Genomic DNA, 22,295 nt, shown 5'->3' with positions numbered 1-22,295 from the left:
CGCTAAAGCGCCTCCCACATCAGCGCGCGTACCGTGGGAGGGGCTTTAGCCGCGACAGATAAAAACTCAGTGATCCAGCTTGCGCCGCTTGCCGGTGACCATCGACAACGGCAGGTTTTCCTTCAGACGGTAGCTTTCAAACAGCGCCGCCACGATGTGCAGGCCCACCAGGGCCATCAGCCCATCGGCGCAGAATTCATGGATATCCAGCGGTAAATCAACGCCCCAGAAGTAATCGACCTCCTCCATCAGAAAGCCGGTCACGCCCAGGCCGAGCATCAACAGCATCATGCCGATCATCACCAAGCCGCCCAGCGGGGAATGCCCCATGCGGTGGTAATCACGGCCGCTGAGCAATGCCCGCAGGTGTTCGGCCAGGCGCGCCCGGGTCGGCCAAAAGTCCGCCCAGCGCGCTGCCGGTGTGCCGATAAAGCCCCACACCAGGCGGATCGCCAACCAGGCCACGGCGTAGTAACCGAACCAGCGGTGCCAGTTCTCGCCCTCTTCGGTGAAGAAGTAATTGGCCAGGAAAGCGCTCGCCAGAGACCAATGGAACAACCTGACCAGCGGGTCCCAGAGGCGTGTGGTGGTAGCGTTCATCAGCCGTCGATTTCGCTTTTGATGACCTTGCCATCGACCGGATCGAAGTAGATTTCGACCTTCTGGCCTTCTTTGTTGAAACCGTAGATTTCGTAGCAATTGCCGCCAGTCACTTTGAACTTCTTGATCTCGTAGCCCTGGGCTTTGAGGTCAGCCTGGAATTTGTCCTGGTCCTGCCACTGCGCCTTGTCGGCGGTGGTGCATTGAGTGGCGGCGAAGGTCAGCGGGCTGGCCAGTACCAGAGACAGCAGAAGCAATTTGCGCATGGTGAAGTCCTCGTAATGCAGGGGAAGTTGTGTGTCTGCGGGGACTACTTTCGCGCTTTAACCTTAAGGCTGTATTAGCCTGCACAAATTCATCACGCGGATGTGGGAGGGGCTTTAGCCGCGACTCAAAAGCTCGCGGCTAAAGCCCCTCCCACAACTGGACACATCAGAAGTCGAAATCGACCTTGGCCCAGAGGGTGCGGCCTGGCTCGTCGATCCGGGTATCGGCAGGGAAGCCGAAACCGGCATCACCGCCCAGGTTGAGGTGCTCGGCGTATTGCTTGTCGAGCAGGTTATCCACCCCGGCGCTGAGCTTGACCTGCTTGGTCACACGGTAAGCACCGTTGAGCGAGAGCACGCCGAAGCCAGCGCTGTCGCTGAAATCCTGCCCCACCACGTTGCCGCGCCCGTCCGCAATGCGGCCCTGGCCATCAACCACCCGCCACAGGGCGCCAACGCTCCAGCCGTCACGCTGATAGCTCAGCCCCAGGCGTGCTTCCAGTGGCGGCATCTGCGGCAGTGCTTCGCCGTCACTGCTGTTCTTGCCCCAGGCATAGGCCAGGGTGGCATCGGTTTTCCAGTTGCTCGTCAGGTCATACGCCACACCCAACTCGCCGCCCATGATGCGCGCGTCGACGTTGTCGACCTGGGTGCTCATACCGCGATAGTCGAACAGAATGTAGTCACGCACCTGGCCGACATAAGCCGAGGCCCAGGCCTGCAGAGCGTCACCCTTGTACTGGATGCCGACATCGAGCTGGGTGGTCTTCTCCGGCTTGATGCCGTCGAAGGCGTTGTCCGCGCCAGCCGGGCCATTGAGCCCGGCGGAGAACAGCTCCCAGTAGTCAGGGAAACGCTGCACATGGCCGATGCCGGCATAGACGGTGGTCGGCGAGCCGGACAAGTCGTGCTCATAGCGCACAAAGCCACTCGGTAGGGTATCGGCACGAGTCTCGCCAGCCGTCGGGTTGGGCGTGGTCATGCCCATCATGCCGCTGAAGTTGGGTCGGTAATCCTTGGCCGAAGCACGATCCAGACGGGCACCGGAGATCAGTCGATCACGCTCGGCCAGGCGCCAGGTGGATTCGGCAAACACACCGTAGTTGTGCATCAGCGCGTCCTTGTCCCAGGGGAAACGATCAGCATCGACATAGGGCATACCCATCATGCCGCCGTCGGAAACGCGCTGGCGGTGTTCGCTGCGCTGCGCATCGACCCCGGTGATCAACTCGACATCCTCCCACGCCCAGGTGGCGGCCAGGCGTGCACCCAGGGTGCGGCGGTCAACCTGCGCGGCCATTGGGCCAGGCATCATGCTGGTTGGATCGGGCATGCGCAGGCGGAAGTTGTCCATGATGTGGTCGGCGTAGTTGTAGTAGACCTTGGCCTCGACCTTATCCAGCACGCCACCGAGGTTGCTGCGCTCCACGCGCAGGCCCAGGCTTTCACGCTTGAACTGGGTACCGTCCATGCTGCGGCCACCATAGCGTGCTTCGCCATCACCACGGCCGGCGGTGAGCTCAATCAGCGTATCGTCATCCGGCGTCCAGCCCAGGGCCACGTCGCCGTTCCATTTGTCCCAGCGCGAGGGGATGGTGTCGCCGTTTCCGTTGTCGTAATCGTCCGAATGCGAGCGGTTACCGGTCACCCGCAGATAGCCTTGCTCACCGCCCACAGCACCATCCAGGGTCTGGTCAAAACGGCCGTTGGAGCCCGCCAGCACGCTGGCATGCAGACGCGCACCCAGCTCACCGAAACGCTCCGGCTCACGGTCGAAACGCACCACACCGGCCGAGGCACCTGGGCCCCAGATCACCGTTTGCGGGCCCTTGGTCACGGTCAGCAGGTCAAAGGTTTCCGGCGAGATATAGGAGCTGGGTGCATCCATCCGGCCCGGGCAGGCACCAAACATCTGCCCGCCGTCGGTGAGCAGCAGCAAGCGCGAGCCGAACATGCCGCGCAGCACGGGATCACTGTTGCTGCCGCCGCTGCGAATCGCGGAGAAACCGGGGATGGTCTTCAGATAATCCGCTGCATCACTGGCCGGCACCGGCTGGCGCGGGTCCTTGGGGTCGGCCACCACGGTCAGCGGCGAGCTTTGCTGCACGGCGGTGACCACCGAGGGCGGCAATTGCAGTGCATGCTGCTCCGGGTCGTGTTCAGTAGTTTGCGCGGCATGCGCCTGAGTGGCCAACAGCAGGCCGACGCACAGCGGCGCCAGTCGAAAAGGTGCAGTGCTGATCAAAAGCGAACGAGTAGACATGACTATTCCAGAATCGAGACAGAACCAGGGAATGGCCAGCACCGCATGCGCGGCACCAGCAACAGGGCAATGGCGATCAGGAATAGGCAGGCGGTGCGCGGCTGCGCGAACCGGGGAAAATAGCTGAGCGGGCAACGCCGCTGCGCACCGGCGCACGATGCCGATCCGCAGACGCAACGGCCGTCAGGGCTAGCGCTGGACTGACACAACCGGTGGCCGGGCTGTTGAGCAACAGGGTGCAATAGCCGCACTTGGCCCACAGCGCGTCGTGATCCAGCGGGTTGTTATGGCTACCGGCATGCTCGCCGCAAGCCAGCTCCGTCAGCCAGGCCGGTTCAGCCGGTGCAGTGAGCTGCGACAGCAACGGCCCGACATTGAGCAACAGCATGGCCAACAGGGCCAGCCAGCTTGCGCAGTAATCGGCGGTGAAGAAGCGATTGCGGGGCATTACGGCAACTCAAGAATCCTGTGCCGAGTATGGCTAATGGCCTGAGCAGGACGGCTGATGCAAATCAATGACGGTAAACATCACCGAACAACAGCAACCCCGCTACAACGCAGCGGGGCTGGGTGCGCAGATCAGTGCGCGTGGCCTTCGCCATGGGTCTTCTCACCGGCAGGGGCGTCCTTGTGTACGGCGATTTCCACTTCGACCGCACCGGCTTTTTCGAAGGTCAAGGTCAGCGGAAAGCGCTCACCGTCCTTGGCCTGCTGCTTCAGGTTGAACAGCATGACGTGGTAGCCCATGGGCTCGAACTTCACCTCACCACCGGCTGGGATGGCCACGTTCTGTACCTGCTGCATTTTCATTAGGCCATCGGCGTGAATATGCTCGTGCAGCTCGGCCTTACCGGCCACTGGGGTACTGACGCTGAGCAGGCGATCAGCCTCGGCGCCCTTGTTGTGCACCACAAAATAAGCGGCCGCCGTCGGCGCTACGGCCGGCATTTCCCGCGACCAGGGGTGTTCGATATGCAGCTCGCCGGCGGTGTATTCGTGGGCATTGGCAAACAGGCTTGGGCTCAGCAGAGCGGCAATCAGCAGGGTCTTTTTCAACATCAGCAAACTCCATCTTGGGGTGGACGCAGTGTCCAGGTTAACAGTCGGTTAATTCAATATGACGCACGGGATTTACCTATCAAGCTCAATCCCACCAGCGCCAGCAGCACATGAGCCAGAGCCAACAGGCCCAGAATCAGGTGCTTGTAGCCATTGCCCAGACCTGCGAGAAACTCCCACTTGTGCAGGTAGGCGAAGGTCCAGCCTTCCGTGCGGTCAGCATCCTGCACGCGGCTGGCCAGAGCACCGTCCAGCGGATCAATAAACAGCGCGGTGTTGTGCGCATCGGCATAGCTGGCCTTGAACACCGGCAGGCGTTTGAAGACGAAGCCGTATTCGTGGTCGAAGCTGTGCTGCAGCGTAAGCGCCTGTGCCTCACCCAGGCCCAGGGACTTGGCGTAATGATCGAGGCGCTGCTGGGCATAACGGCGCGGCGTGTCATTGCCCAGCTCACGGCCCTGAGCATCCAGGTAGTGCAGGCTGGGCATGCTGGCGAACTGCTGCCCCTGGGCGCGCCAGATCGGCTTGCCGTCGAGTTCAAGCAGGCTGAGCATGTACAGCTCTTCACCGGCCAGCAGCCAGTTGGCCGCCGGTGCCATATCCAACTCGGCCACGTTAAAACTCGGCACAAACGGCGCTGGCCAGGGCTGTGCGCTCTGCTTATGCAACAGGTGCCAGGCACCGCTGCTGGCAAAACTCAGGGTCGCCAAGGCCAGCCCGAGCCCCCACCAGCCATGCAGCCGCCGGTTGAAGGTCCGGGCACGCCGACGGGCGATAAAAAATGGCCGGGAGCCATTTTTAACGTCGCTCAGCGACGACCCGCAGGGTCGCCGCCATGGATGGCGGGCGATAAACAGCGCCACACCAAACAGCGTCGCCGAGACAATCGAGGCCAGCAGTACCAGCATCAGCACCGGCCGCAACGGGCCCGCCGCATCCAGCCAGCGAAAGCTGTGCATCGTCTGGAAGAACGCGCTGAACCAAGCCTTGCGCTGATCCACCAGGGTGCCGAGGCGGTCATGAAACAGGTCGACATACAGGCGCAACTGGTTATCACGCTGGGTATCGACCCGCGCCACCGGCAGCAGGCGGTTGATAAAGGCGTATTCGCTGGTAAAGCGCTCGATGCTGCCGGCGTAGGCCAGCGGCTCGTCACTGCCCAGGTAGTGCCGCGCCAGGCTTTCGGCATGAGCGCCGGCCAGCTCGACTGCCTGACCACTGCGTGCATGCCAGTAACGTGGCTGCAGTTCGCCAGCCAGACGCGCCTGGTAATACGGCTCAGCGGCCAGCACCAGCAGGCGCAAGCCCTGCACCTGGGCAACACCCGCCGCACCGAGCACCTGCGCGGGACTGCGCAGGTTATCCAGCGGCAACACCTGTTGTGGTGTGGCCATGGTTTGCGGACGCGGCTGCAGGAAGCCCATCAGCGGGTGCAGCATGCCGCTGCCCGCCCAGCTGAAGATGCCCAGGCAGGCCAGCAGCGCCAGGCGCTTGTGCCACGGCATCAACCGCAGCAGGCGCTGGCGCCAGGTCAGGCGCGGCAGCTCTTGTGCTTGCAGAGCCGCCGTCAAAGCTTCCACTCCAGGCCGACATACAAGCTGCGACCGTCACCGGGCATAAACAGCGCGGCATCCTGGCCACGGGCATTGGCCACAACGCCCGTGGTGGAGATGTAGGTCTTGTCCGAGAGGTTGCGCCCTTCGACGAAGAAGCCCAGACCTTCACGTGGACGATAACCGCCCTTCAGGCCCCAGATTGCATAGGCTTCGGCATACAGCGACTCGGCGTGGTCGGCGGCGTAGTGCACCGGCACCCACTCGACGGTTGGGCCGGCATACCAGCCATTGCGCTGCCACAGCGCCTCACCCTTGAGGAACTGGCTCGGCACGCCGGCAATGCGGTTGTTGCCGTAGGCCGGGTCGTTGTCGAAGCGGAAGTCATTGAGCAGGTACTGACCGCGCAACACCACCTCACCCAGCTGCCAGGCACCACCGAACTCGATGCCCTGGTGCACGGTGCGGTCGGCGTTGGTGGTGATCACCTGGGTCGGGGCCAGCGGGTTGACGTAACCCAGCAGCTCGTCGCGAATTTCGCTGCGGTAAACCGCCAGGTCCAGGTCCAGATTGCCCTGGGTGAAGCGCATACCGGCTTCCAGGGTGTTGGCCTTCTGCGCCTCGTTCTCGGTGACGATGGCGCCCCCGGTCAGCTCGCTAAAGGTCGGCGGCTCGTAACTTTGGCTGAGGTTGGTGAACAGCTGCACACCGTCGGCCAGGTCATGACGCAGGCCGATCCGGCCAATCCGGGCACTGTAGCTACGGTTGAATGACGCATCTTGGAAACCCGTCGGCACCCCGACGAAGTTGAAGCTGCTTTTCAGCTTGTCATCGATATCGCGCTCGCTGTGCAGCCAGGTCAGGCCGCCGATCAGCGCCCAGTCCTCGGCCAGCGGCACTTCCAGCTCGGTAAAGGCATTCAGGCTGCGCGCCGTCTGCACCTGACGGTCCACTAGGTTGCCGCGTTTACCGCGCACGTTAACGTAGTTTTCTGCCTGGTTACGGCCTTGCAGCGCTTCCACGCCACCGCTCCAGCGCCAGCCATCCGTGCTCTGCCATTTGTGGGTCAGGCGTACGCCGACATCTTCACTGTCGACTTCCAGCACCTGGAAAATCGGGTGCCACAGCGATTTCTCGCTGTAGAAGCTCGACAGCTCCAGGCTGTGCCCGCCGTCCAGTTGCAGGGTGGTGATATTGCCGATGCGGTTGAGGGTGAAGTCACGCTTGTTATCGCCGGTCACCGTGCTCAGCGCGGCCTGCTCGGGGTTACGCCGCAGCTGCGCCTTGGTCAGGCTGCCGGGGATTTCCGAATCGGTTTCCACGTGGCTGATATAGAAGCGTGTCGACAGCCGCTCGTTGATCCGCCCGCCGATATTGGCGAAGTAGCGCTGGTTCTCCTGGCGCGCGTGATCGCGGAAACCATCCTGGGAGTAATCGGAGAAGCTCAGGTAGGCATCCCAATCACCAAAGTCTTCGGCCACCGCACCGAAGATGCGCTGGTAATCAAAGCTGCCCGCTTCGGCGCGCAGCTGCACCTTGGGCGCGGTCTTGCCGGTGGGCGTGACGAAGTTGATCGCCCCGCCCAGGTTGGCGGCGCCGTAGCGCCAGGCGTTGGCGCCGCGCATGACCTCGATATGGTCCAGGGCAATCGGTTCGATGCTCTGGAAGTCACCACTGCCATCCGCCAGGTTCAGCGGTGCGCCGTCCTGCATCAGCAGAATACCGCGCTGATGGAAGGTGCGCTGCAGGCCCGAGCCACGGATCGACAGGCGCGATTCCTCGGCGCCGGAGCGCGACTGGATATACACCCCCGTGGCCTGGCCCAAAGCATCCTGCGGCGAGCTGGCGCGGCCGGTCTTGTAGGTTTCGCCATCGACGACACTGGCACCACCGGGAATCCGCGCAAACTCGGCGCGCTTCTCGGCAATGCTCGGCGCAGTGGCATCCCCATGCTGCTGGCCGACCACTGTGCTGTCTTCTAGTTTGAGATGCTCGGCATAGGCGGAACTGGCCAGGCTGATGCTGACAGCCAGCAGGCTGAATACGGATATCTGACGCATGGACTTCCCCAACTTCGGTCCATCGGGCGCTCTTCAAGCACCGACAGACGCGGTTTTTTATCTGGTTTCAAGTAATCAGCGCGGTCGCAAATACGGCCGCAGCAACAGCAACTCAAGCCAGAACAGGGGATGCGCGGGGGTTGGCCGAGGGCCAGAGGTAGCGGACAGGTCGCGGGGTGAAGAAGAAGGTCAGCAGGGGCGCGCGACTGGGCACCAGCAGGCCCAGCAGACCGAAGAACGCCGCCAGGATAATCGCGCTGAACGTGGAACTCAGGGAGCAGCCGGAGCCGGTGGCAGGATTGGGCGCCACCACACCGGAGCCATCCAGATCCGCGCCGGCACCGAAGTTGCCCTCGAAGGAGCAGTACTGGCTGCCTAACCCGCTGAGTTGCAGGCCAGCCATCTGGCCGTGACCAATACTGCAGGCGAACGCACTGAACAGAACGCTGAAATACAGCATCCAGGCCAGCAGGCGACGGTCAGTACGGGTCATTTTCATGGGGCGCGACTCTAGCATTGCTCCGGGGCGCATGTGACACAGCGGCACTGCGATGGATTGCCGCAGCGCGCTGGCGGCAATCTTAGTTCGGCCAGGGTGCCTGCGCCAACAACTCCGCACAGCGTGCCTGCACAAACTCACGCAGCAAGAGCACCGGCTTGCTCAGTTGCGCCCGGTGCGCGCAGATCAGGTTGAGCGGTGTCGGCTCACCGCGCAGCTCAGGTAGCAGCACCTGAAGCCGTCCGGCACGCACATCGCCGGCTACATCCAGCCAGGATTTGTAGACCAGCCCGGCACCGCTGACCGCCCAGCGCCGCACCACGTCGGCATCGTCACTGACCCGGTCGCCTTTGACGCTGATGCCCTGCTCGCGCTTGCCGTCGCTGAAACGCCAGCGGTCATGCAGCCGCCCACCGAGCATATAGAGCAGGCAGTTGTGCTCGCTCAGTTCATCGACCGTTTGCGGCGTTCCGTGCTTGTGCAGGTACTGCGGTGCGGCGCACAACACGCGGCGGTTGGACGCGGCCACTGGTAAGGCGACCAAGCTGGAGTCCTCTGGGGCGCCGTAGCGCAGGGCGATGTCCACCGGCTCGCGAAACAGATCGGCCACGCGATCACCGAGCAGCAGACGCAGCTGTACCTGCGGGTGCGCTTGCTGGAACTCATCCAGCCAGGGCAGCAAGGTATTGCGGCCAAAGTCCGAGGGCGCAGATAGCTGCAACGGCCCGCTGATGCCAATCTTGCTGCCGGCTAATTGCTGCCTACCATCATCTAGACTCTGCAAAGCCAGGCGCGCATGGCCGAGAAACAGCTCGCCCTCGGGAGTCAGGCGCAGGCTGCGGGTGGAGCGGCTGAACAGGCGCGCTTCCAGTTGCTGCTCCAGACGCTTGAGCGCGGCGCTGGCCACCGCCGGGGAAATATCCAGGCGCCGGGCGGCGGCCGAGAGATTGCCCAGGTCAGCGGTGGTGACAAACAACTGCAGATCATCAAAACGCAGCATGGCGGCTCATTATCAAAAAAGTATTGAAAGAGACTCTAGTAGCCGCCTGTTTTTCTCGTCAATCAAATAACCGAGCATGTGCAGCACTTGAACCGGAGTCCGCCATGACCACGCCACTGACTTTGATTGCCACCATCACCGCACGCCCCGGCCATGCCGAGGCGGTTGAGGCCGGTCTGCGCCAGCTGGTGCCGCCCAGCCAGGCCGAAGCCGGTTGCCTGCAATACAACCTGCACCTGCATCAGGAGCAGCCGAACCGCTTCATCATGGTTGAGCAATGGCTGGATGCCGCCGCCCTCAGCGCGCACCAGCAAACCGTGCACTTCCTGCATTTCGTACAGACCTGCGGCAGCCTGCTGGAACAGGTCGATCATCAACTGATGCAACGCATTGTCTAAGGAGCCCTTTATGAAAGCTGTCGCCTATTACCACTCCCTGCCCGCTGACCACGCTGACGCGCTGCTGGATGTCGAACTGCCGACGCCAACGCCCGGCCCGCGCGACCTGCTGGTTGAGGTCAAGGCCATTTCGGTCAACCCGGTGGACACCAAGATCCGCCGCAACGTCGCCCCTGAAGACGGCGCCGCTAAGGTACTCGGCTGGGATGCCAGCGGTATCGTCAAGGCAGTGGGCAGCGAAGTCAGCCTGTTCCAGCCCGGCGACCGGGTGTATTACGCCGGGGCGATCAACCGTGCCGGGGCCAACAGCGAGCTGCATGTGGTGGATGAGCGCATCGTCGGGCACATGCCCAACAGCCTGCCGTTTGCCGAAGCCGCCGCTCTGCCGCTGACCGCGATCACCGCCTGGGAGCTGCTGTTCGAGCGCCTGCAGATCACTCAGGGCAACACTGACCTGGGCCAGAGCCTGCTGATCGTCGGTGCCGCCGGTGGTGTTGGTTCGATTCTGGTGCAGCTGGCCCGTCAACTCACCGGCCTGACAGTGATCGGCACCGCCTCCCGCCCGGAAACCCATGCCTGGGTCCGCGAACTGGGCGCGCACCATGTAATCGACCATCGCCAGCCGCTGAGTGAAGAGCTGAAACGCATCGGTATCGATCAGGTGACCCACGTCGCCAGCCTGACCCAGACCGACCAGCACTTCGCCCAACTGGTCGAAGCCCTGGCACCGCAAGGTCGCCTGGCATTGATCGATGACCCGGAGCAGCCACTGGACATCATGCAACTCAAACGCAAAAGCCTGTCGCTGCACTGGGAACTGATGTTCACCCGCTCGCTGTTCGAAACCGCCGATATGGTCGAACAGCATCGCCTGCTGGATCGGGTCGCTGAACTGGTGGATGCCGGCACCCTGCGCACCACCCTGGGTGAGCATTTCGGCAGCATCAACGCGGCCAACCTGCGCCGCGCCCATGCTCTGCTGGAGAGCAGTACAGCCAAGGGCAAGATCGTTCTCGAAGGGTTCTAAACGGTCCAAAGCAAGCCCGACGCGCACATCGCGCGTCGGGCAGCTTTTTTTCCGCGCGCCCTGCATTCGATAAGCGGCCAGCTAGACTCATTACATTGCCTATGGTCAGGCAACACCTACTCAAATCTTTCGACTTGGCTAGCCATTGGTGGTGAGGGATGCGACCCGATCTTCAAGGCCCACTGCGCCTGGCTGGCGTATATATGCTGTTCAGCGCCCTGTGGATTTTCGGCAGCGACTACCTGCTGCATGCACTGGTCAAGGACAGCGAGCTGGTGGCCGAGCTGCAAACAGGCAAAGGCCTGCTGTTTATTCTGCTCAGCGCAGGGCTGATCTTTCTGTTCACCCAGCGTGATCGTCAGGCGCAACACCAGTTACTGGAAGAACTCACCCATAAAAGCCGCCTGCTACAACACACTCAGCGCAACGCCAGGCTCGGCAGCTGGGAGTACCACAACGCCTTCCTCTGGAGCGAAGAAGCCCTCTGCCTGCTTGGCCGCGCCACGGATAGCCAACAGAGCACCATCGAACAGCTGCTCAGCTGGCTGCACCCCGCCGAACGCGCAGTCGTGCAACGCGCCCTGCTAGCCTTGCTGGAGGGGCACACCCCGATGATGGTGAGCGCTCGCCTGCTGCAACCCCAGCCACATCAGGTTACCTGGCTGATGCTGCGCGGCGAGGTCGACGAGCACGGCAGCATCCTCGGCACCGTACAGAACATCAGCGCGCAGAAGCGTGATGAAAGCGCCTTGCGCGAAAGCGAGCAGCGCTTTCGTCTGCTGTTCGAGCAAACCCCACGGATTGCCGTGCAAGGCTATGACCGCGAACGCCGGGTGATTTACTGGAACCAGGCCAGCACCCTGCTCTACGGCTATGCCGTGCACGAGGTCATGGGACGCCGCCTGGAAGAGTTGATCGTACCGCTGCCGGCACGCAGCAAAGTAGCCAGCGCGATCAACCTGTGGCAGCTCGGCGGCCCACCAATCCCGGCGGCTGAGGTGCAGTTGCAGCGCAAGGACGGCAGCCTGGTGTGGGTCTATTCCAGCCACCTGATGCTGCGTAACAGCCTTGATCAGCTGGAGCTGTACTGCGTCGACATCGATCTGACCGAACAGAAGAAAATCGACAGCGAACTGCAGGTCAGCGAGACCCGCTACCGCTCGCTGGTCGAGCACCTCGGCGATGCGATCTTTATCACCGATGCCGACGACAAACTGAGCTTCCTCAACCCCGCCTGGGAGCAGATCAGCGGCTACCCGATCCATGAAAGCCTGGGCCGCCCATTACAGCGTTTCATGCCGGAACTCGGTCAGGCCACGCTGCGCCAACGGCTGGAAGAACTGCGCAGCGGCAAACTCGGCAGCCTGCGCCTGGAGTGCCAGTTGCTCACCCACAGCGGACAGGCGCGTCGAGTTGAGCTGCACCTCAACCTGAGCCTGCCCGAACACAGCCTGCACGGCAGCCTGCACGACGTACATGAGCGCCATCAGGACCAACATCTGCAACAAGCGCGCAATGCGGTACTCGACGAGCTGCTCGGCCTGCGCCCACTACGCAGCATCCTCAGCGGTATCACTCGACGCCTGGAAAGCCTGCAACCGCAGATGCGCGTATCGATCATGCTGCTCGATGCCCACCAGCGCCTGCATATTGGTGCCGCACCGAGCCTGCCGGAGGCTTATTGCCAGGCCATCGAAGGGATTGCAGCAGCACTGGAAGTTGGCTCATGCGGGCATGCTGCAGCAAGTGGCGAACTGGTGATCGCCGAAGACCTCAGCCGGCATCCCTACTGGCGCGACTACCACAGCGTCGCCCTGGCGGCGGGACTGCAGGCTTGCTGGTCATTGCCGTTCAAGGATGACAGCGGCCAGGTACTCGGCACATTTGGCATCTATTACCCGCAGCCAAACCGGCCGAGCGCTGCCGATATCGCCCTGGTAACCGAATTCACCCGACTGGCGGGGCTGGCCGTGCAATTCAATACCAGCACAACTGAAGTGAGCCAATCAGACCAGCGGTATGCCAGCCTTGATTGATTTGTTACAGGTCAATGAAAGTTCATATTGAGCGACTAGACTGGCCTTTCTTGCATAGGAGGCTCGTCGATGAACATCATGACCCAACCGGTAAAAACAGCCACAGGTCCAGGCTGGCAAGTAAGCTTTGGCAAGCAGAGCGTGACCTTCCGCAGTGAAAGCGAGGCCCGCCAGTTTGTCAGCACCCTGCAAGCGCGCTTGAACGCGCCGCATAGGCTGCCTTTCGAGCAGCAGCGCGCGGCAAGTTAAGCCTATGCGCGGATCGCGCCGCGCTCGACCCACCGGGTAAACAGAGAAAAACTCACGGCCAGCCCCCCGCAGGCGAAGATCACCACGGCAATCGGCCAGGCACTGCCGTCATGCAGCACACCCACCATGGCGGCGGCACTGGCAGCGATCACAAATTGCAGGCTACCCAACAGCGCTGACGCACTGCCGGCATGGCTACCCTGCCCGGCCATGGCGCAGGCTGAGGCGTTGGGCAGAAGAATGCCCAGGCTGGCAATGCAGCCGAACAGTGGAATCAGCAACGGCCACAGGGCCTGTGGTTTGGCCAGTGCCACCAGCAGCAGCGCCAGGCCACACGCCAGATAGAACCACACGGTCTTACCCAGCCAGTACGCCGGCCCGTGTCGCGCCACCAGCCAGGCATTCAACTGCGCCACCAGAATAAAGCCCAGGGCATTGCTGCCGAACAGCCAGCCGTAATGCTCGGCGGGTATGCCATAGAGTTCGATAAACACGAACGGTGAGCCGGCGATATAGGCAAACATCCCGGCAATCGCACAGCCACCGGTCAGCGCATAACCGAGAAAAGGCAGGTCCGTAAACAGCCGCTTGTACTCCCCCAACGCGCCGCGCAAAGGCGCAGGCGGCGCATCCTTGGCCAGGGTTTCCGGCAGCCACTGAGCCACCGCCAGCAGACAGACAAAGCTGAACAGCGTCAGGCAGACAAAAATCGACGGCCAGCCCAACGTGCTAAGCAGCAGCCCACCGCCCAGCGGCGCGAGAATCGGCGCCAGGCCCATCACCAGCATCAACTGGGAAAACACCTTGGCCGAGCTGATTGGGTCACACAGATCACGCACCACCGCCCGCGAAATCACCATCCCGGCACAGCCACCCAGCGCCTGCACAAAGCGCGCGGCAATCAGCCATTCCAGACTTGGTGCCAGGGCGCAGGCCAGTGACGCCAGACTGAACAGCATAACCCCGACCAGCAGCGGTTTACGCCGGCCAAAACGGTCGGCCAGCGGACCATACGCCAGCTGACCGATGGCCAGACCGGCAAAGTAGGCGGCCAACGACAGCTGCACGTGCTCCACATCGGTGGAAAACGCGCGCGCCAGGGTTGGGAAGCTTGGCAGATAAAAATCGATGGCCAACGGGCCAAAGGCGCTTAACGCGCCAAGAATCAACAGAAGACGTAACGGCATGGATGTCCAGAAATGAAATAACAGAAGGTGCCGCCGTAGCCCGGATAAACCCGGAGCTACGGCAGGCTGACAAAGCGCTCCCGGCGTGTACCGGGCTACGGTTTGCCCTTACCAACGGGCTGCTGGTCAGACCGGTGTATCGGCCTTTTTCCGGCCTTTGCCGATTTTCTCTGCCAGCGACTCCACCAGCAGATAGAACATCGGAATCAGGAAGATCGCCAGGAAGGTCGCCGCCATCATCCCGCCGATCACCCCGGTGCCAATCGAGTGACGACTCGCAGAGCCTGCGCCCGAGCTGATCGCCAACGGCACAACACCGAGAATGAAGGCCAGCGAAGTCATGATGATCGGACGGAACCGCAGGCGCGAAGCCTCCAGTGCCGACTCAAAGATGCCCATGCCCTGATGCCGGCAAAGCACGGCGAACTCGACAATCAGAATGGCGTTCTTCGCCGCCAAGCCGATCAGGGTGACCAGACCAACCTGGAAGTACAGGTCGTTCTCGATACCGCGCAACCACACCGCGAGAATCGCCCCGAACACCGCAAACGGCACCGCAGTAACCACGGCCAGCGGCAGGGTCCAGCGTTCATACTGGGCAGCGAGGATCAGGAACACCATGATCAGGCCGAAGATAAAGGCACTGCTGCCCGAACCTTGCGATGCCACTTCCTGGAAAGCCGAGCCGGTCCAACCGATGCTGTAATCGCTACCGAGCACCTCATCCGCCACTTGCTGAATCGCGCTCAGCGCCTGACCTGAGCTGTAGCCAGGTGCCGGCCCGCCAAGGATCTTCGCCGCTGGGTAGACGTTGAAGCGTGCATAGGTATCCGGGCCGAGAATCCGCTCAACCTTGACCAGGCTGGCCAGCGATACCAGCTCGCCACTGCCCGCGCGCACATAGACCTGGGACAAATCTTCTGGCTTGCTGCGGAACTCCGCTTCGGCCTGCAGGCTGACCTGGAAGGTACGGCCATACAGGCTGAAATCGTTGACGTAGTAGCTACCAAAGGTCGCTTGCATGGCGGTGAATACATCATTCACTGCCACACCCAGGGCGCGCGCCTTGGTCCGGTCCAGATCGATAAAGTATTGCGGCACGTTGGCGCTGAAGGTGCTCTGCACCCCTGCCAGCTCAGGGCGCTTCGCGGCGGCGGCGAGGAAGGCCTGAACCTTGGCCGCCAGTTCGGCAGTGGTGCCGCCACTGCGGTCCTGAATAAAGCCTTCAAAACCGCCGGTGGTGCTCATACCGGTGATCGGTGGCGGGTTGAAGCTGAGTACCACGCCGTCCTTCTGCGCGGCGCCCATACCCATAAATTCACCGGTCAGGTTACGCGCGTCCAATTCAGGCGTGGTGCGCTCACTCCAGTCTTTCAGCGGCACGAAGGACACCCCTGCGTTGCTGCGGGTGCCGAAGGTCAGCACGTCGAAGCCGGCGAAGGTCACTACATCCTGCACCGCTGGGTGCGCCATCAACTGCTGGGTCACGTCACCGGTGAGTTTCTCGGTGCGGGTCAGCGACGCGGCAGGCGGCAGGAAGTAAGCGTTGATCACATAGCCCTGATCTTCATTGGGCACCAGGGAGCTGGGCACCCGGTTGAACAGCAGCACCATCACCGCGATCATCGCGCCGAACAGCAACAACCCGACCGCCGAACGCTTGAGGAAGAAACGCACACCTGCGGTGTAGCCATTGGTCAGTTTGTCGAAGACCCGGTTGAAGGCGCGGAATGGTGCCGCCGGCTCGTGATGCCCAGGCTTGAGCAACAATGCACAGAGCGCCGGGCTCAGAGTCAGGGCGACGATACCGGAGATCACCACCGACACGGCAATGGTGATGGCGAACTGTTTATACATCTCCCCCGCCAGGCCGCCGAGGAAGCCCACCGGCACGAATACCGCGCAGAGCACCAGGACGATGGCAATGATCGGCCCGGTCACTTCTTCCATGGCCTTGATGGTCGCTTCACGCGGGCCGATCTTGTCGGTGGCCATTACCCGCTCGACGTTTTCGATCACCACAATGGCGTCGTCCACCACGATACCGATGGCCAGCACCATGCCGAACAGGGTCAGCAGGTTGATCGAGAACCCGAGCATGTACATGCCGGCGAAAGTACCGACCAGCGAAACGGGAATTGCCAGCACCGGGATCAGCGTGGCGCGCCAGTTCTGCAGGAAGATAAACACCACCAGCACAACCAGGATCAAGGCTTCGAAGAAGGTCTTGATCACTTCATCAATCGACACCTGAACGAACTTGGTGGTGTCGTACGGCACTTTATAGGTCATGCCGCTGGGGAAGTTCTTCGACAAACGATCGAGCGTCTTGCTCACTGCCTCGGCAGTGTTCAGAGCATTCGCGCCGGGCTGCAGGTACACACCGAAAGCAGCGTTCTGCTGACCGTTGAGCGAGGTCATCAGCGAGTAATCCTGGGCACCCAGCTCGATCCGTGCAACGTCCTCGAGCAACAGGCTGGCACCGGTTTCATCGGTGCGCAGAATGACGTTCTCAAACTCTTTCGGGTCGGTGAAGCGGCCCTGGGTGGTCACCGTGTAGGTGAAATCCTGCTTCTGCTTGAGCGGCTGCTGGCCGAAACTGCCGGCGGCGAACTGCGAGTTTTGCTCACGGATCGAATTGACCACATCGGTCGGCGTCAGGTTGTACTGCGCCAACTTGTCCGGACGCAGCCAGATGCGCATGGAGTAGTCTTTCGAGCCGAACTGGCTGACATCGCCCACGCCAGGCAGACGCTTGAGTTCGTCGATCACGTTGATCAGCGCATAGTTGCTGATATACACCGGGTCGCGCGAGCCATCCGGCGAGTACAGGGTCACGACTTGCAGAATGTCCGAAGACTTTTTCTGCACCTTGACGCCCTGCCGGCGCACTTCCTCCGGCAGTTTGGCCAGGGCGGCTTGCACCCGGTTGTTGACGTCGATGGTGGCCTGATCGGGGTCGCGGCCCACTTCGAAGTACACCGACAGGCTCATGGCGTTGCCGCCGGAGTTGGACTGCTGGTAGATCATCCCTTCCACGCCGTTGATCGACTGCTCCAGTGGCGCGGCCACCGTTTCGGCAATCACCTGGGCGCTGGCACCGGCATAGCTGGCGCTGACCGACACCTGCGGCGGAAGAATCTGCGGATACTGGGCGATCGGCAACGAGCGCATGGCCATCAGGCCCGCCAGCACGATGATGATCGAGATGACCGCGGAAAATACCGGGCGGTCGATAAAGAAGCGTGAGATCACCGGGGACGCTCCTTAGGATTGGCTGGCGGCTGGGGCGGCGACTTTAACCGGGCTGTCTGGACGCACCTTCGGCAGGCCCTCGACGATCACCCGATCACCGGCGCTGATGCCGGAGACAATCACCCAGCGGCCTTTGGCGGTGTGTCCGGTAGTAACCTGACGCATGCGCGCCACGCCACCTTCATCCACCACATAAACAAAGGTGCCACCTGGGCCCTGGGCAATCGCGCGCTCTGGCAGGGTCATGGCGTTGGGGATGCTCAGGCCTTTGACCTGCACCCGAACGAACTGACCCGGCAACAGCGTCTGATCCGGGTTAGGCACCACCGCACGCGCGCTGACAGTACCGGTACCGCGATCCACCAGGCTGTCGGTGAAGTCCACCTTGCCTTCCAGTGGGTAAACGCTGCCGTCACCGAGCTTGATCTGCACACTCATCTTGCCGTCTTCCGGCAGCACCAGGCTGCCGTTCTGCAGGCCACTGCGCACGCTCTCCACATCAGAGTCGGGGGCGGCGAAGTTGACGTAGATCGGGTCCAGCTGAGTGATATTGCTCAGCAGACTGGCACTCGGATCACCGGCCACCATCAGACTGCCTTCGGAGACGGTTTCCTTGCTGGTAATCCCGGAGATAGGGGCTTTTACCGTGGTGTAGTCGAGGTCGATCTGCTTGGACTGCACTTCGGCTTCGGCAGCCTGGATATTTGCCTTGCTCTGCTCGAAATTGGAGACCGCATTGTCCAGTTCGCTTTCACTGGCAAAGCCCTTCTTCTGCAGCTCGCGGATACGCTTAAGGTCACGTTCGGTCTGTCGATAGCGCGCCTGTTCCTGCGCCAGAGCACCCTTGGCACGGCTCAGTGCGGCCTGGTAGGTACGCGGATCAATGCGAAACATCACCTGGCCTTTCTTGACCTGGCTACCCTCCAGATAAGTGCGCTCCTGCAGGATGCCACTGACCTGGGCCCGCACCTGCACTTCACGGAAACCGGCAGTACGCGCGGAATACTCAAGCTCCAGCGGCAATGCTTCGGCCTTGACAGTCTCTACCACCACCTCGGGTGCTGGCGGAGCATCGGCGGCAAACAGCGGGGCGGCCAAAAAAGCCAACAGCAAGGAACCGGCAGTGACCGGCAGACGACGGGGAAAAAGCATGGATGTCTCCGAATAAACGCAAGGCGCAACGTTTGAGACCGGCAATGCTAGTTACATACACAAGTGTTTGTAAATAGAACATTACCCTTAAGTTCATTACACTTTGTGCTGAGCCTAGCCAGAAATACGCCTACCGCCATGCGTCGAACCAAAGAAGAAGCCGAGAAAACCCGTTGCGCGATCCTTGAGGCCGCCGAAACGCTGTTTCTGGAAAAAGGTGTGGCGCACACCAGCCTGGAGCACATCGCCCGGCACGCGGGGGTGACGCGCGGTGCGGTGTATTGGCACTTTGCCAACAAGGCCGACCTGTTCAACGCCATGCTCAATCAGGTGCGGCTACCGCCGGAACAGCTCGCCGAACGCATGCGCGGCTGTCCCGAGCACGACCCACTACAGACCCTGCGCGAGCTGTGTATCGAGGCTATCGAGAACCTGGCCCGTGAGCCACAGAAGAAGCGCATCTTCACCATCCTGCTGCGCAGGTGTGAATTCACCGAAGAACTGCGCGAAGCCGAAGAGCGCCAAGAAGCCTTTATCAACCTGTTTATCGCGCTCTGCGAACAACAGTTCAACACGCAGTCAGTGCGTCTGCGCCTGCATGAAGGGCTGACGCCGCGCTTGGCCGCGCGCACCGTGCATGCGTTGCTGATCGGCCTGTTCTACGACTGGTCGCGCGACCCCAATCTGTTCGACCCGCTCAGCGACGCCGCGCCGATGATCGACGCCTGCTTTCGCGGGTTGATCCGCGACTGGCCAAACGTCGCAGCTTTTACGCCAGGCTGACGCCGTAGCCTTGCTCGACGATGGCGACCATCAGCTGATCGACCGGCACACTGCTGCTCACGCGCACTTCACCACCGGGAAACTTCACTTTCACATCAGCCGCCGGGTCGCAAGCCAACAGCGCCTCGCTGATGGTTTTGACGCATCCCTGGCAAGTCATGCCATCGACACGGAATGCGTGAACCTGAGAAACCTGCATAAACAACCTCCTGAATAAATAAGCCGCCATGGTAAACGGATAGATGCAGTCTTGGCCTTGCCATAAGGATAAGGTCAAGGGATAAAAAATCGTCGGGCGCGATTGTTAACGTCGCGCAGTAACGGCCCGCAGGGTAGTGGCCATGGATGGCAAAGCCATAAAAAATCGCCGGGAGCGATTTTTAACGTCGCGCAGCGACGGCCCGCAGGGTGGCGGCCATGGATGGCAACGCCATAAAACAACGCTTGACCTTGCCAGCATGGCAAGGTTGATCCTGTGCTGGAGCTCAATGGAGGACCACCCATGTCCAGCCTCACCACCTTCAACCTGCCCATCAGCGGTATGACCTGCACCAGCTGCGCTGGGCGGGTCGAGCGCGCGTTGGTCAAGGTGACCGATGTCGCCAGCGTCAGCATCAACCTGGCCAGTGAACAGGCGCGTGTCGAAGCGCCCGCAGACAGCCTGGAGCAACTGGTCAATGCCGTTAGCGCAGCCGGTTATGAGGTACCTAGCGAACGCCTGGAGCTGGCGCTTTCTGGCATGACCTGCGCCAGCTGTGCCGGGCGTATCGAGCGCGCCCTGGCGCAGCAACCTGGGGTGCTCTCGGTCAGTGTCAACCTGGCCAGCGAACGGGCGCAGCTGCAGGTGCTGCGCGGCACTGATCATCAGGTGTTGCTACGTGCCGTCAGCCAGGCCGGCTACCGCGCCAGCCTGCGAGACGATGCATCCCAGGCCCAACCAACAGCTGACCGGCATCTGCAACGCGAGCGCTGGTCGCTGCTGCTGGCGATTGTGCTGACCGTACCGCTGGTCATCCCGATGCTCGTCGAACCCTTCGGTCTGCACTGGATGCTGCCGGCCTGGCTGCAGTTCGCCCTGGCCACGCCGGTGCAATTTATCTTCGGCGCGCGCTTCTACCGCGCGGCCTGGAGTGCCCTGCGCGCCCGTGCCGGGAATATGGACCAGCTGGTGGCCATCGGCACCAGCGCCGCCTACGGCCTGAGCCTGTATCAGTGGGCGGTAAGTCCGGCCAACAGCATGCCGCACCTGTACTTCGAAGCCTCGGCAGTGATCATCACGCTGATCCTGCTCGGCAAATACCTGGAAAGCCGCGCCAAACGCCAGACCAGCAGCGCCATCCGCGCTCTGCAGGCGCTGCGTCCGGAACGCGCCATGCGCCTGCAGGATGGCGTCGAGCAATGGGTGGCGCTGGCTGAGCTGCAGCTGGGCGACTGCATTGTGGTCAAGCCCGGCGAGCGTTTCCCGGTCGACGGCCTGGTTCGCGAAGGCCAGAGCCACACCGATGAAGCGCTGATCAGCGGCGAAAGCCTGCCACAACCCAAACAGCCGGGTGATCGCGTCACGGCCGGAGCCATCAACGGCGAAGGCCGCCTGCTGGTGGAAACCACAGCTCTGGGCGCGGAAACCGTGCTGTCGCGGATTATTCGCCTGGTCGAAGATGCCCAGGCCGCGAAAGCGCCGATCCAGAAGCTGGTGGATAAAGTCAGCCAGGTCTTCGTGCCCAGCGTGCTGCTGATCGCCCTGGCTACCCTGCTCGGCTGGCTGCTGCTTGGCGCGGGTATCGAAACCGCACTGCTCAATGCCGTGGCCGTGCTGGTCATCGCCTGCCCTTGCGCCCTTGGCCTGGCCACGCCCACGGCGATCATGGCCGGCACCGGCGTGGCGGCGCGCCACGGTATTCTGATCAAGGACGCCGAAGCCCTGGAAATCGCCCACTCAGTAACCCTGGTGGCCTTCGACAAGACCGGCACCCTGACCGCAGGCAGCCCGCGTATCGCCCATCTGCGCGCGGTCGATGGCGACACAACTCAGCTGCTGCAACTGGCCGGCGCCCTGCAGCGTGGCAGCGAACATCCGCTGGCCAAGGCGGTATTGGATCAGAGCACGGAGCAGCAGCTGAGCCTCGCAGAAGTCAGCAACAGCAAAGCACTGGCCGGCCGCGGTATCACCGGGCAGATCGGCGAGCGGCAATTAGCCCTGGGCAACCTGCGCCTGCTGGAAGAACACTTCCTGCACCACGATGAACTGGCCGCCGACGCCCTGGCCTGGGAGGCCGAAGGCCGCACCCTGTCCTGGCTGCTGGAATTGGCGCCGCAACCGCAGGTGCTCGGCCTGTTTGCCTTTGGTGACACGCTCAAGCCAGGTGCAGCCGATGCCATCGCCGCGCTGACCGCTCAAGGCATTGCCAGCCACCTGATCAGCGGCGACAACCCCGGCAGCGTCAAGGCGGTGGCTGAGACCCTGGGCATCAGCGCCGCGCATGCTGAGGTGCTGCCGGCGGACAAGGCGGCGATCATCAGCGAGCTGAAAAAACACGCGGTGGTGGCCATGGTCGGCGACGGCATCAACGACGCGCCCGCGCTGGCCGCTGCCGATGTCGGCATCGCCATGGGCAGCGGCACCGATGTGGCCATGCACGCCGCCGGCATCACCCTGATGCGCGGCGACCCGCGCCTGGTGGCCGACGCCCTGGATATCAGCCGACGCACCTACAACAAGATCCGCCAGAACCTGTTCTGGGCCTTCGCCTATAACCTGGTCGGCATTCCGTTGGCGGCCGCCGGCCTGCTCAATCCGATGCTCGCTGGGGCGGCCATGGCGCTAAGCAGCGTCAGCGTGGTGAGCAATGCTCTGCTGCTGAAAACCTGGAAGCCCAAGGACCACGAATAAGCCGCAGGGCAGGAGAAA

General features: G+C 62.2%; 19 protein-coding genes. 6 read left to right on the top strand and 13 right to left on the bottom strand.

The genetic code is table 11. The annotated features are described in order from the left end of the window. Positions 1 to 66: 66 nt before the first annotated feature. The 9 genes from RHP75_RS04295 to RHP75_RS04255 all read right to left on the bottom strand — a co-directional run bounded on the left by RHP75_RS04295 (position 67) and on the right by RHP75_RS04255 (position 9,300). On the bottom strand, positions 67 to 600 hold the full coding sequence (locus RHP75_RS04295; protein ID WP_311090597.1) for a cytochrome b/b6 domain-containing protein: 534 nt from the start codon (positions 598 to 600) through the stop codon (positions 67 to 69). Further along, positions 600 to 866 (bottom strand): PepSY domain-containing protein, encoded by a 267-nt coding sequence (locus RHP75_RS04290; RefSeq protein WP_311090596.1) that lies wholly within the window; start codon positions 864 to 866, stop codon positions 600 to 602. Before RHP75_RS04290 ends, RHP75_RS04295 begins: the two co-directional genes overlap by 1 nt. 166 nt (positions 867 to 1,032) lie before the next feature. After that, on the bottom strand, positions 1,033 to 3,129 hold the full coding sequence (locus tag RHP75_RS04285) for a TonB-dependent copper receptor (RefSeq protein ID WP_311090595.1): 2,097 nt from the start codon (positions 3,127 to 3,129) through the stop codon (positions 1,033 to 1,035). A gap of 76 nt (positions 3,130 to 3,205) precedes the next feature. Further along, positions 3,206 to 3,577 carry a DUF2946 domain-containing protein gene (locus RHP75_RS04280; RefSeq protein ID WP_311090594.1) on the bottom strand — a complete coding sequence of 124 codons (372 nt, stop codon included), beginning with the start codon at positions 3,575 to 3,577 and terminating at the stop codon, positions 3,206 to 3,208. 131 nt (positions 3,578 to 3,708) lie between these two features. Continuing rightward, positions 3,709 to 4,188 carry a copper chaperone PCu(A)C gene (locus RHP75_RS04275; RefSeq protein ID WP_311090593.1) on the bottom strand — a complete coding sequence of 160 codons (480 nt, stop codon included), beginning with the start codon at positions 4,186 to 4,188 and terminating at the stop codon, positions 3,709 to 3,711. Between the two features lie 53 nt (positions 4,189 to 4,241). Next, complete coding sequence (locus tag RHP75_RS04270) at positions 4,242 to 5,759, bottom strand: hypothetical protein (RefSeq protein WP_311090592.1); 1,518 nt, start codon at positions 5,757 to 5,759, stop codon at positions 4,242 to 4,244. Continuing rightward, entirely contained in the window at positions 5,756 to 7,801 is a 2,046-nt protein-coding gene (locus tag RHP75_RS04265) for a TonB-dependent receptor (protein WP_311090591.1), read from the bottom strand. Before RHP75_RS04265 ends, RHP75_RS04270 begins: the two co-directional genes overlap by 4 nt. A 112-nt stretch (positions 7,802 to 7,913) precedes the next feature. Continuing rightward, positions 7,914 to 8,300, bottom strand: coding sequence for a DUF2946 domain-containing protein (locus RHP75_RS04260; protein ID WP_311090590.1), 387 nt, complete (start codon positions 8,298 to 8,300; stop codon positions 7,914 to 7,916). Positions 8,301 to 8,382: 82 nt separating this feature from the next. Further along, positions 8,383 to 9,300, bottom strand: coding sequence for a LysR family transcriptional regulator (locus RHP75_RS04255; RefSeq protein ID WP_311090589.1), 918 nt, complete (start codon positions 9,298 to 9,300; stop codon positions 8,383 to 8,385). Positions 9,301 to 9,404: 104 nt separating this feature from the next. Here RHP75_RS04255 and RHP75_RS04250 point away from each other — a divergent pair, with 104 nt between their 5' ends. The 4 genes from RHP75_RS04250 to RHP75_RS04235 all read left to right on the top strand — a co-directional run bounded on the left by RHP75_RS04250 (position 9,405) and on the right by RHP75_RS04235 (position 13,010). Further along, positions 9,405 to 9,698 carry a putative quinol monooxygenase gene (locus tag RHP75_RS04250; protein WP_311090588.1) on the top strand — a complete coding sequence of 98 codons (294 nt, stop codon included), beginning with the start codon at positions 9,405 to 9,407 and terminating at the stop codon, positions 9,696 to 9,698. A 10-nt stretch (positions 9,699 to 9,708) separates the two neighbouring features. Further along, complete coding sequence (locus RHP75_RS04245) at positions 9,709 to 10,725, top strand: zinc-binding alcohol dehydrogenase family protein (RefSeq protein ID WP_311090587.1); 1,017 nt, start codon at positions 9,709 to 9,711, stop codon at positions 10,723 to 10,725. A gap of 158 nt (positions 10,726 to 10,883) precedes the next feature. Next, the gene (locus tag RHP75_RS04240) at positions 10,884 to 12,761 is read left to right on the top strand and encodes a PAS domain S-box protein (protein ID WP_311090586.1); all 1,878 of its coding nucleotides are present in this window, start codon (positions 10,884 to 10,886) and stop codon (positions 12,759 to 12,761) included. A 69-nt stretch (positions 12,762 to 12,830) separates the two neighbouring features. After that, positions 12,831 to 13,010, top strand: a complete 180-nt coding sequence (locus tag RHP75_RS04235; RefSeq protein WP_311090585.1) for a hypothetical protein — start codon at positions 12,831 to 12,833, stop codon at positions 13,008 to 13,010. Positions 13,011 to 13,012: 2 nt separating this feature from the next. On the opposite strand, the gene RHP75_RS04230 is transcribed toward RHP75_RS04235, so the two are convergent. From RHP75_RS04230 to RHP75_RS04220, 3 genes are all read right to left on the bottom strand, one after another. After that, on the bottom strand, positions 13,013 to 14,197 hold the full coding sequence (locus tag RHP75_RS04230) for a multidrug effflux MFS transporter (protein ID WP_311090584.1): 1,185 nt from the start codon (positions 14,195 to 14,197) through the stop codon (positions 13,013 to 13,015). Between the two features lie 126 nt (positions 14,198 to 14,323). Further along, positions 14,324 to 17,452 (bottom strand): efflux RND transporter permease subunit, encoded by a 3,129-nt coding sequence (locus RHP75_RS04225; RefSeq protein WP_311090583.1) that lies wholly within the window; start codon positions 17,450 to 17,452, stop codon positions 14,324 to 14,326. 12 nt (positions 17,453 to 17,464) lie between these two features. Further along, complete coding sequence (locus RHP75_RS04220; protein ID WP_311090582.1) at positions 17,465 to 18,604, bottom strand: efflux RND transporter periplasmic adaptor subunit; 1,140 nt, start codon at positions 18,602 to 18,604, stop codon at positions 17,465 to 17,467. A gap of 138 nt (positions 18,605 to 18,742) precedes the next feature. On the opposite strand from RHP75_RS04220, the gene RHP75_RS04215 reads away from it, so the two are divergent. After that, entirely contained in the window at positions 18,743 to 19,387 is a 645-nt protein-coding gene (locus RHP75_RS04215; protein ID WP_311090581.1) for a TetR family transcriptional regulator, read from the top strand. On the opposite strand, the gene RHP75_RS04210 is transcribed toward RHP75_RS04215, so the two are convergent. Beyond that, on the bottom strand, positions 19,374 to 19,586 hold the full coding sequence (locus RHP75_RS04210; protein WP_311090580.1) for a heavy-metal-associated domain-containing protein: 213 nt from the start codon (positions 19,584 to 19,586) through the stop codon (positions 19,374 to 19,376). The two genes, RHP75_RS04215 and RHP75_RS04210, sit on opposite strands and share 14 nt — an antisense overlap. A 303-nt stretch (positions 19,587 to 19,889) precedes the next feature. Between RHP75_RS04210 and RHP75_RS04205 the strand changes: the two genes are divergently transcribed. Further along, positions 19,890 to 22,277 carry a heavy metal translocating P-type ATPase gene (locus RHP75_RS04205; RefSeq protein WP_311090579.1) on the top strand — a complete coding sequence of 796 codons (2,388 nt, stop codon included), beginning with the start codon at positions 19,890 to 19,892 and terminating at the stop codon, positions 22,275 to 22,277. Positions 22,278 to 22,295: the final 18 nt, after the last annotated feature.

It is taken from the genome of Pseudomonas sp. SG20056, assembly GCF_031764535.1.
Classification (GTDB): Bacteria; Pseudomonadota; Gammaproteobacteria; order Pseudomonadales; family Pseudomonadaceae; genus Aquipseudomonas.
Note: the sequence above shows the minus strand (reverse complement) of the source record. Positions and strands in the feature narration are given on the sequence as shown.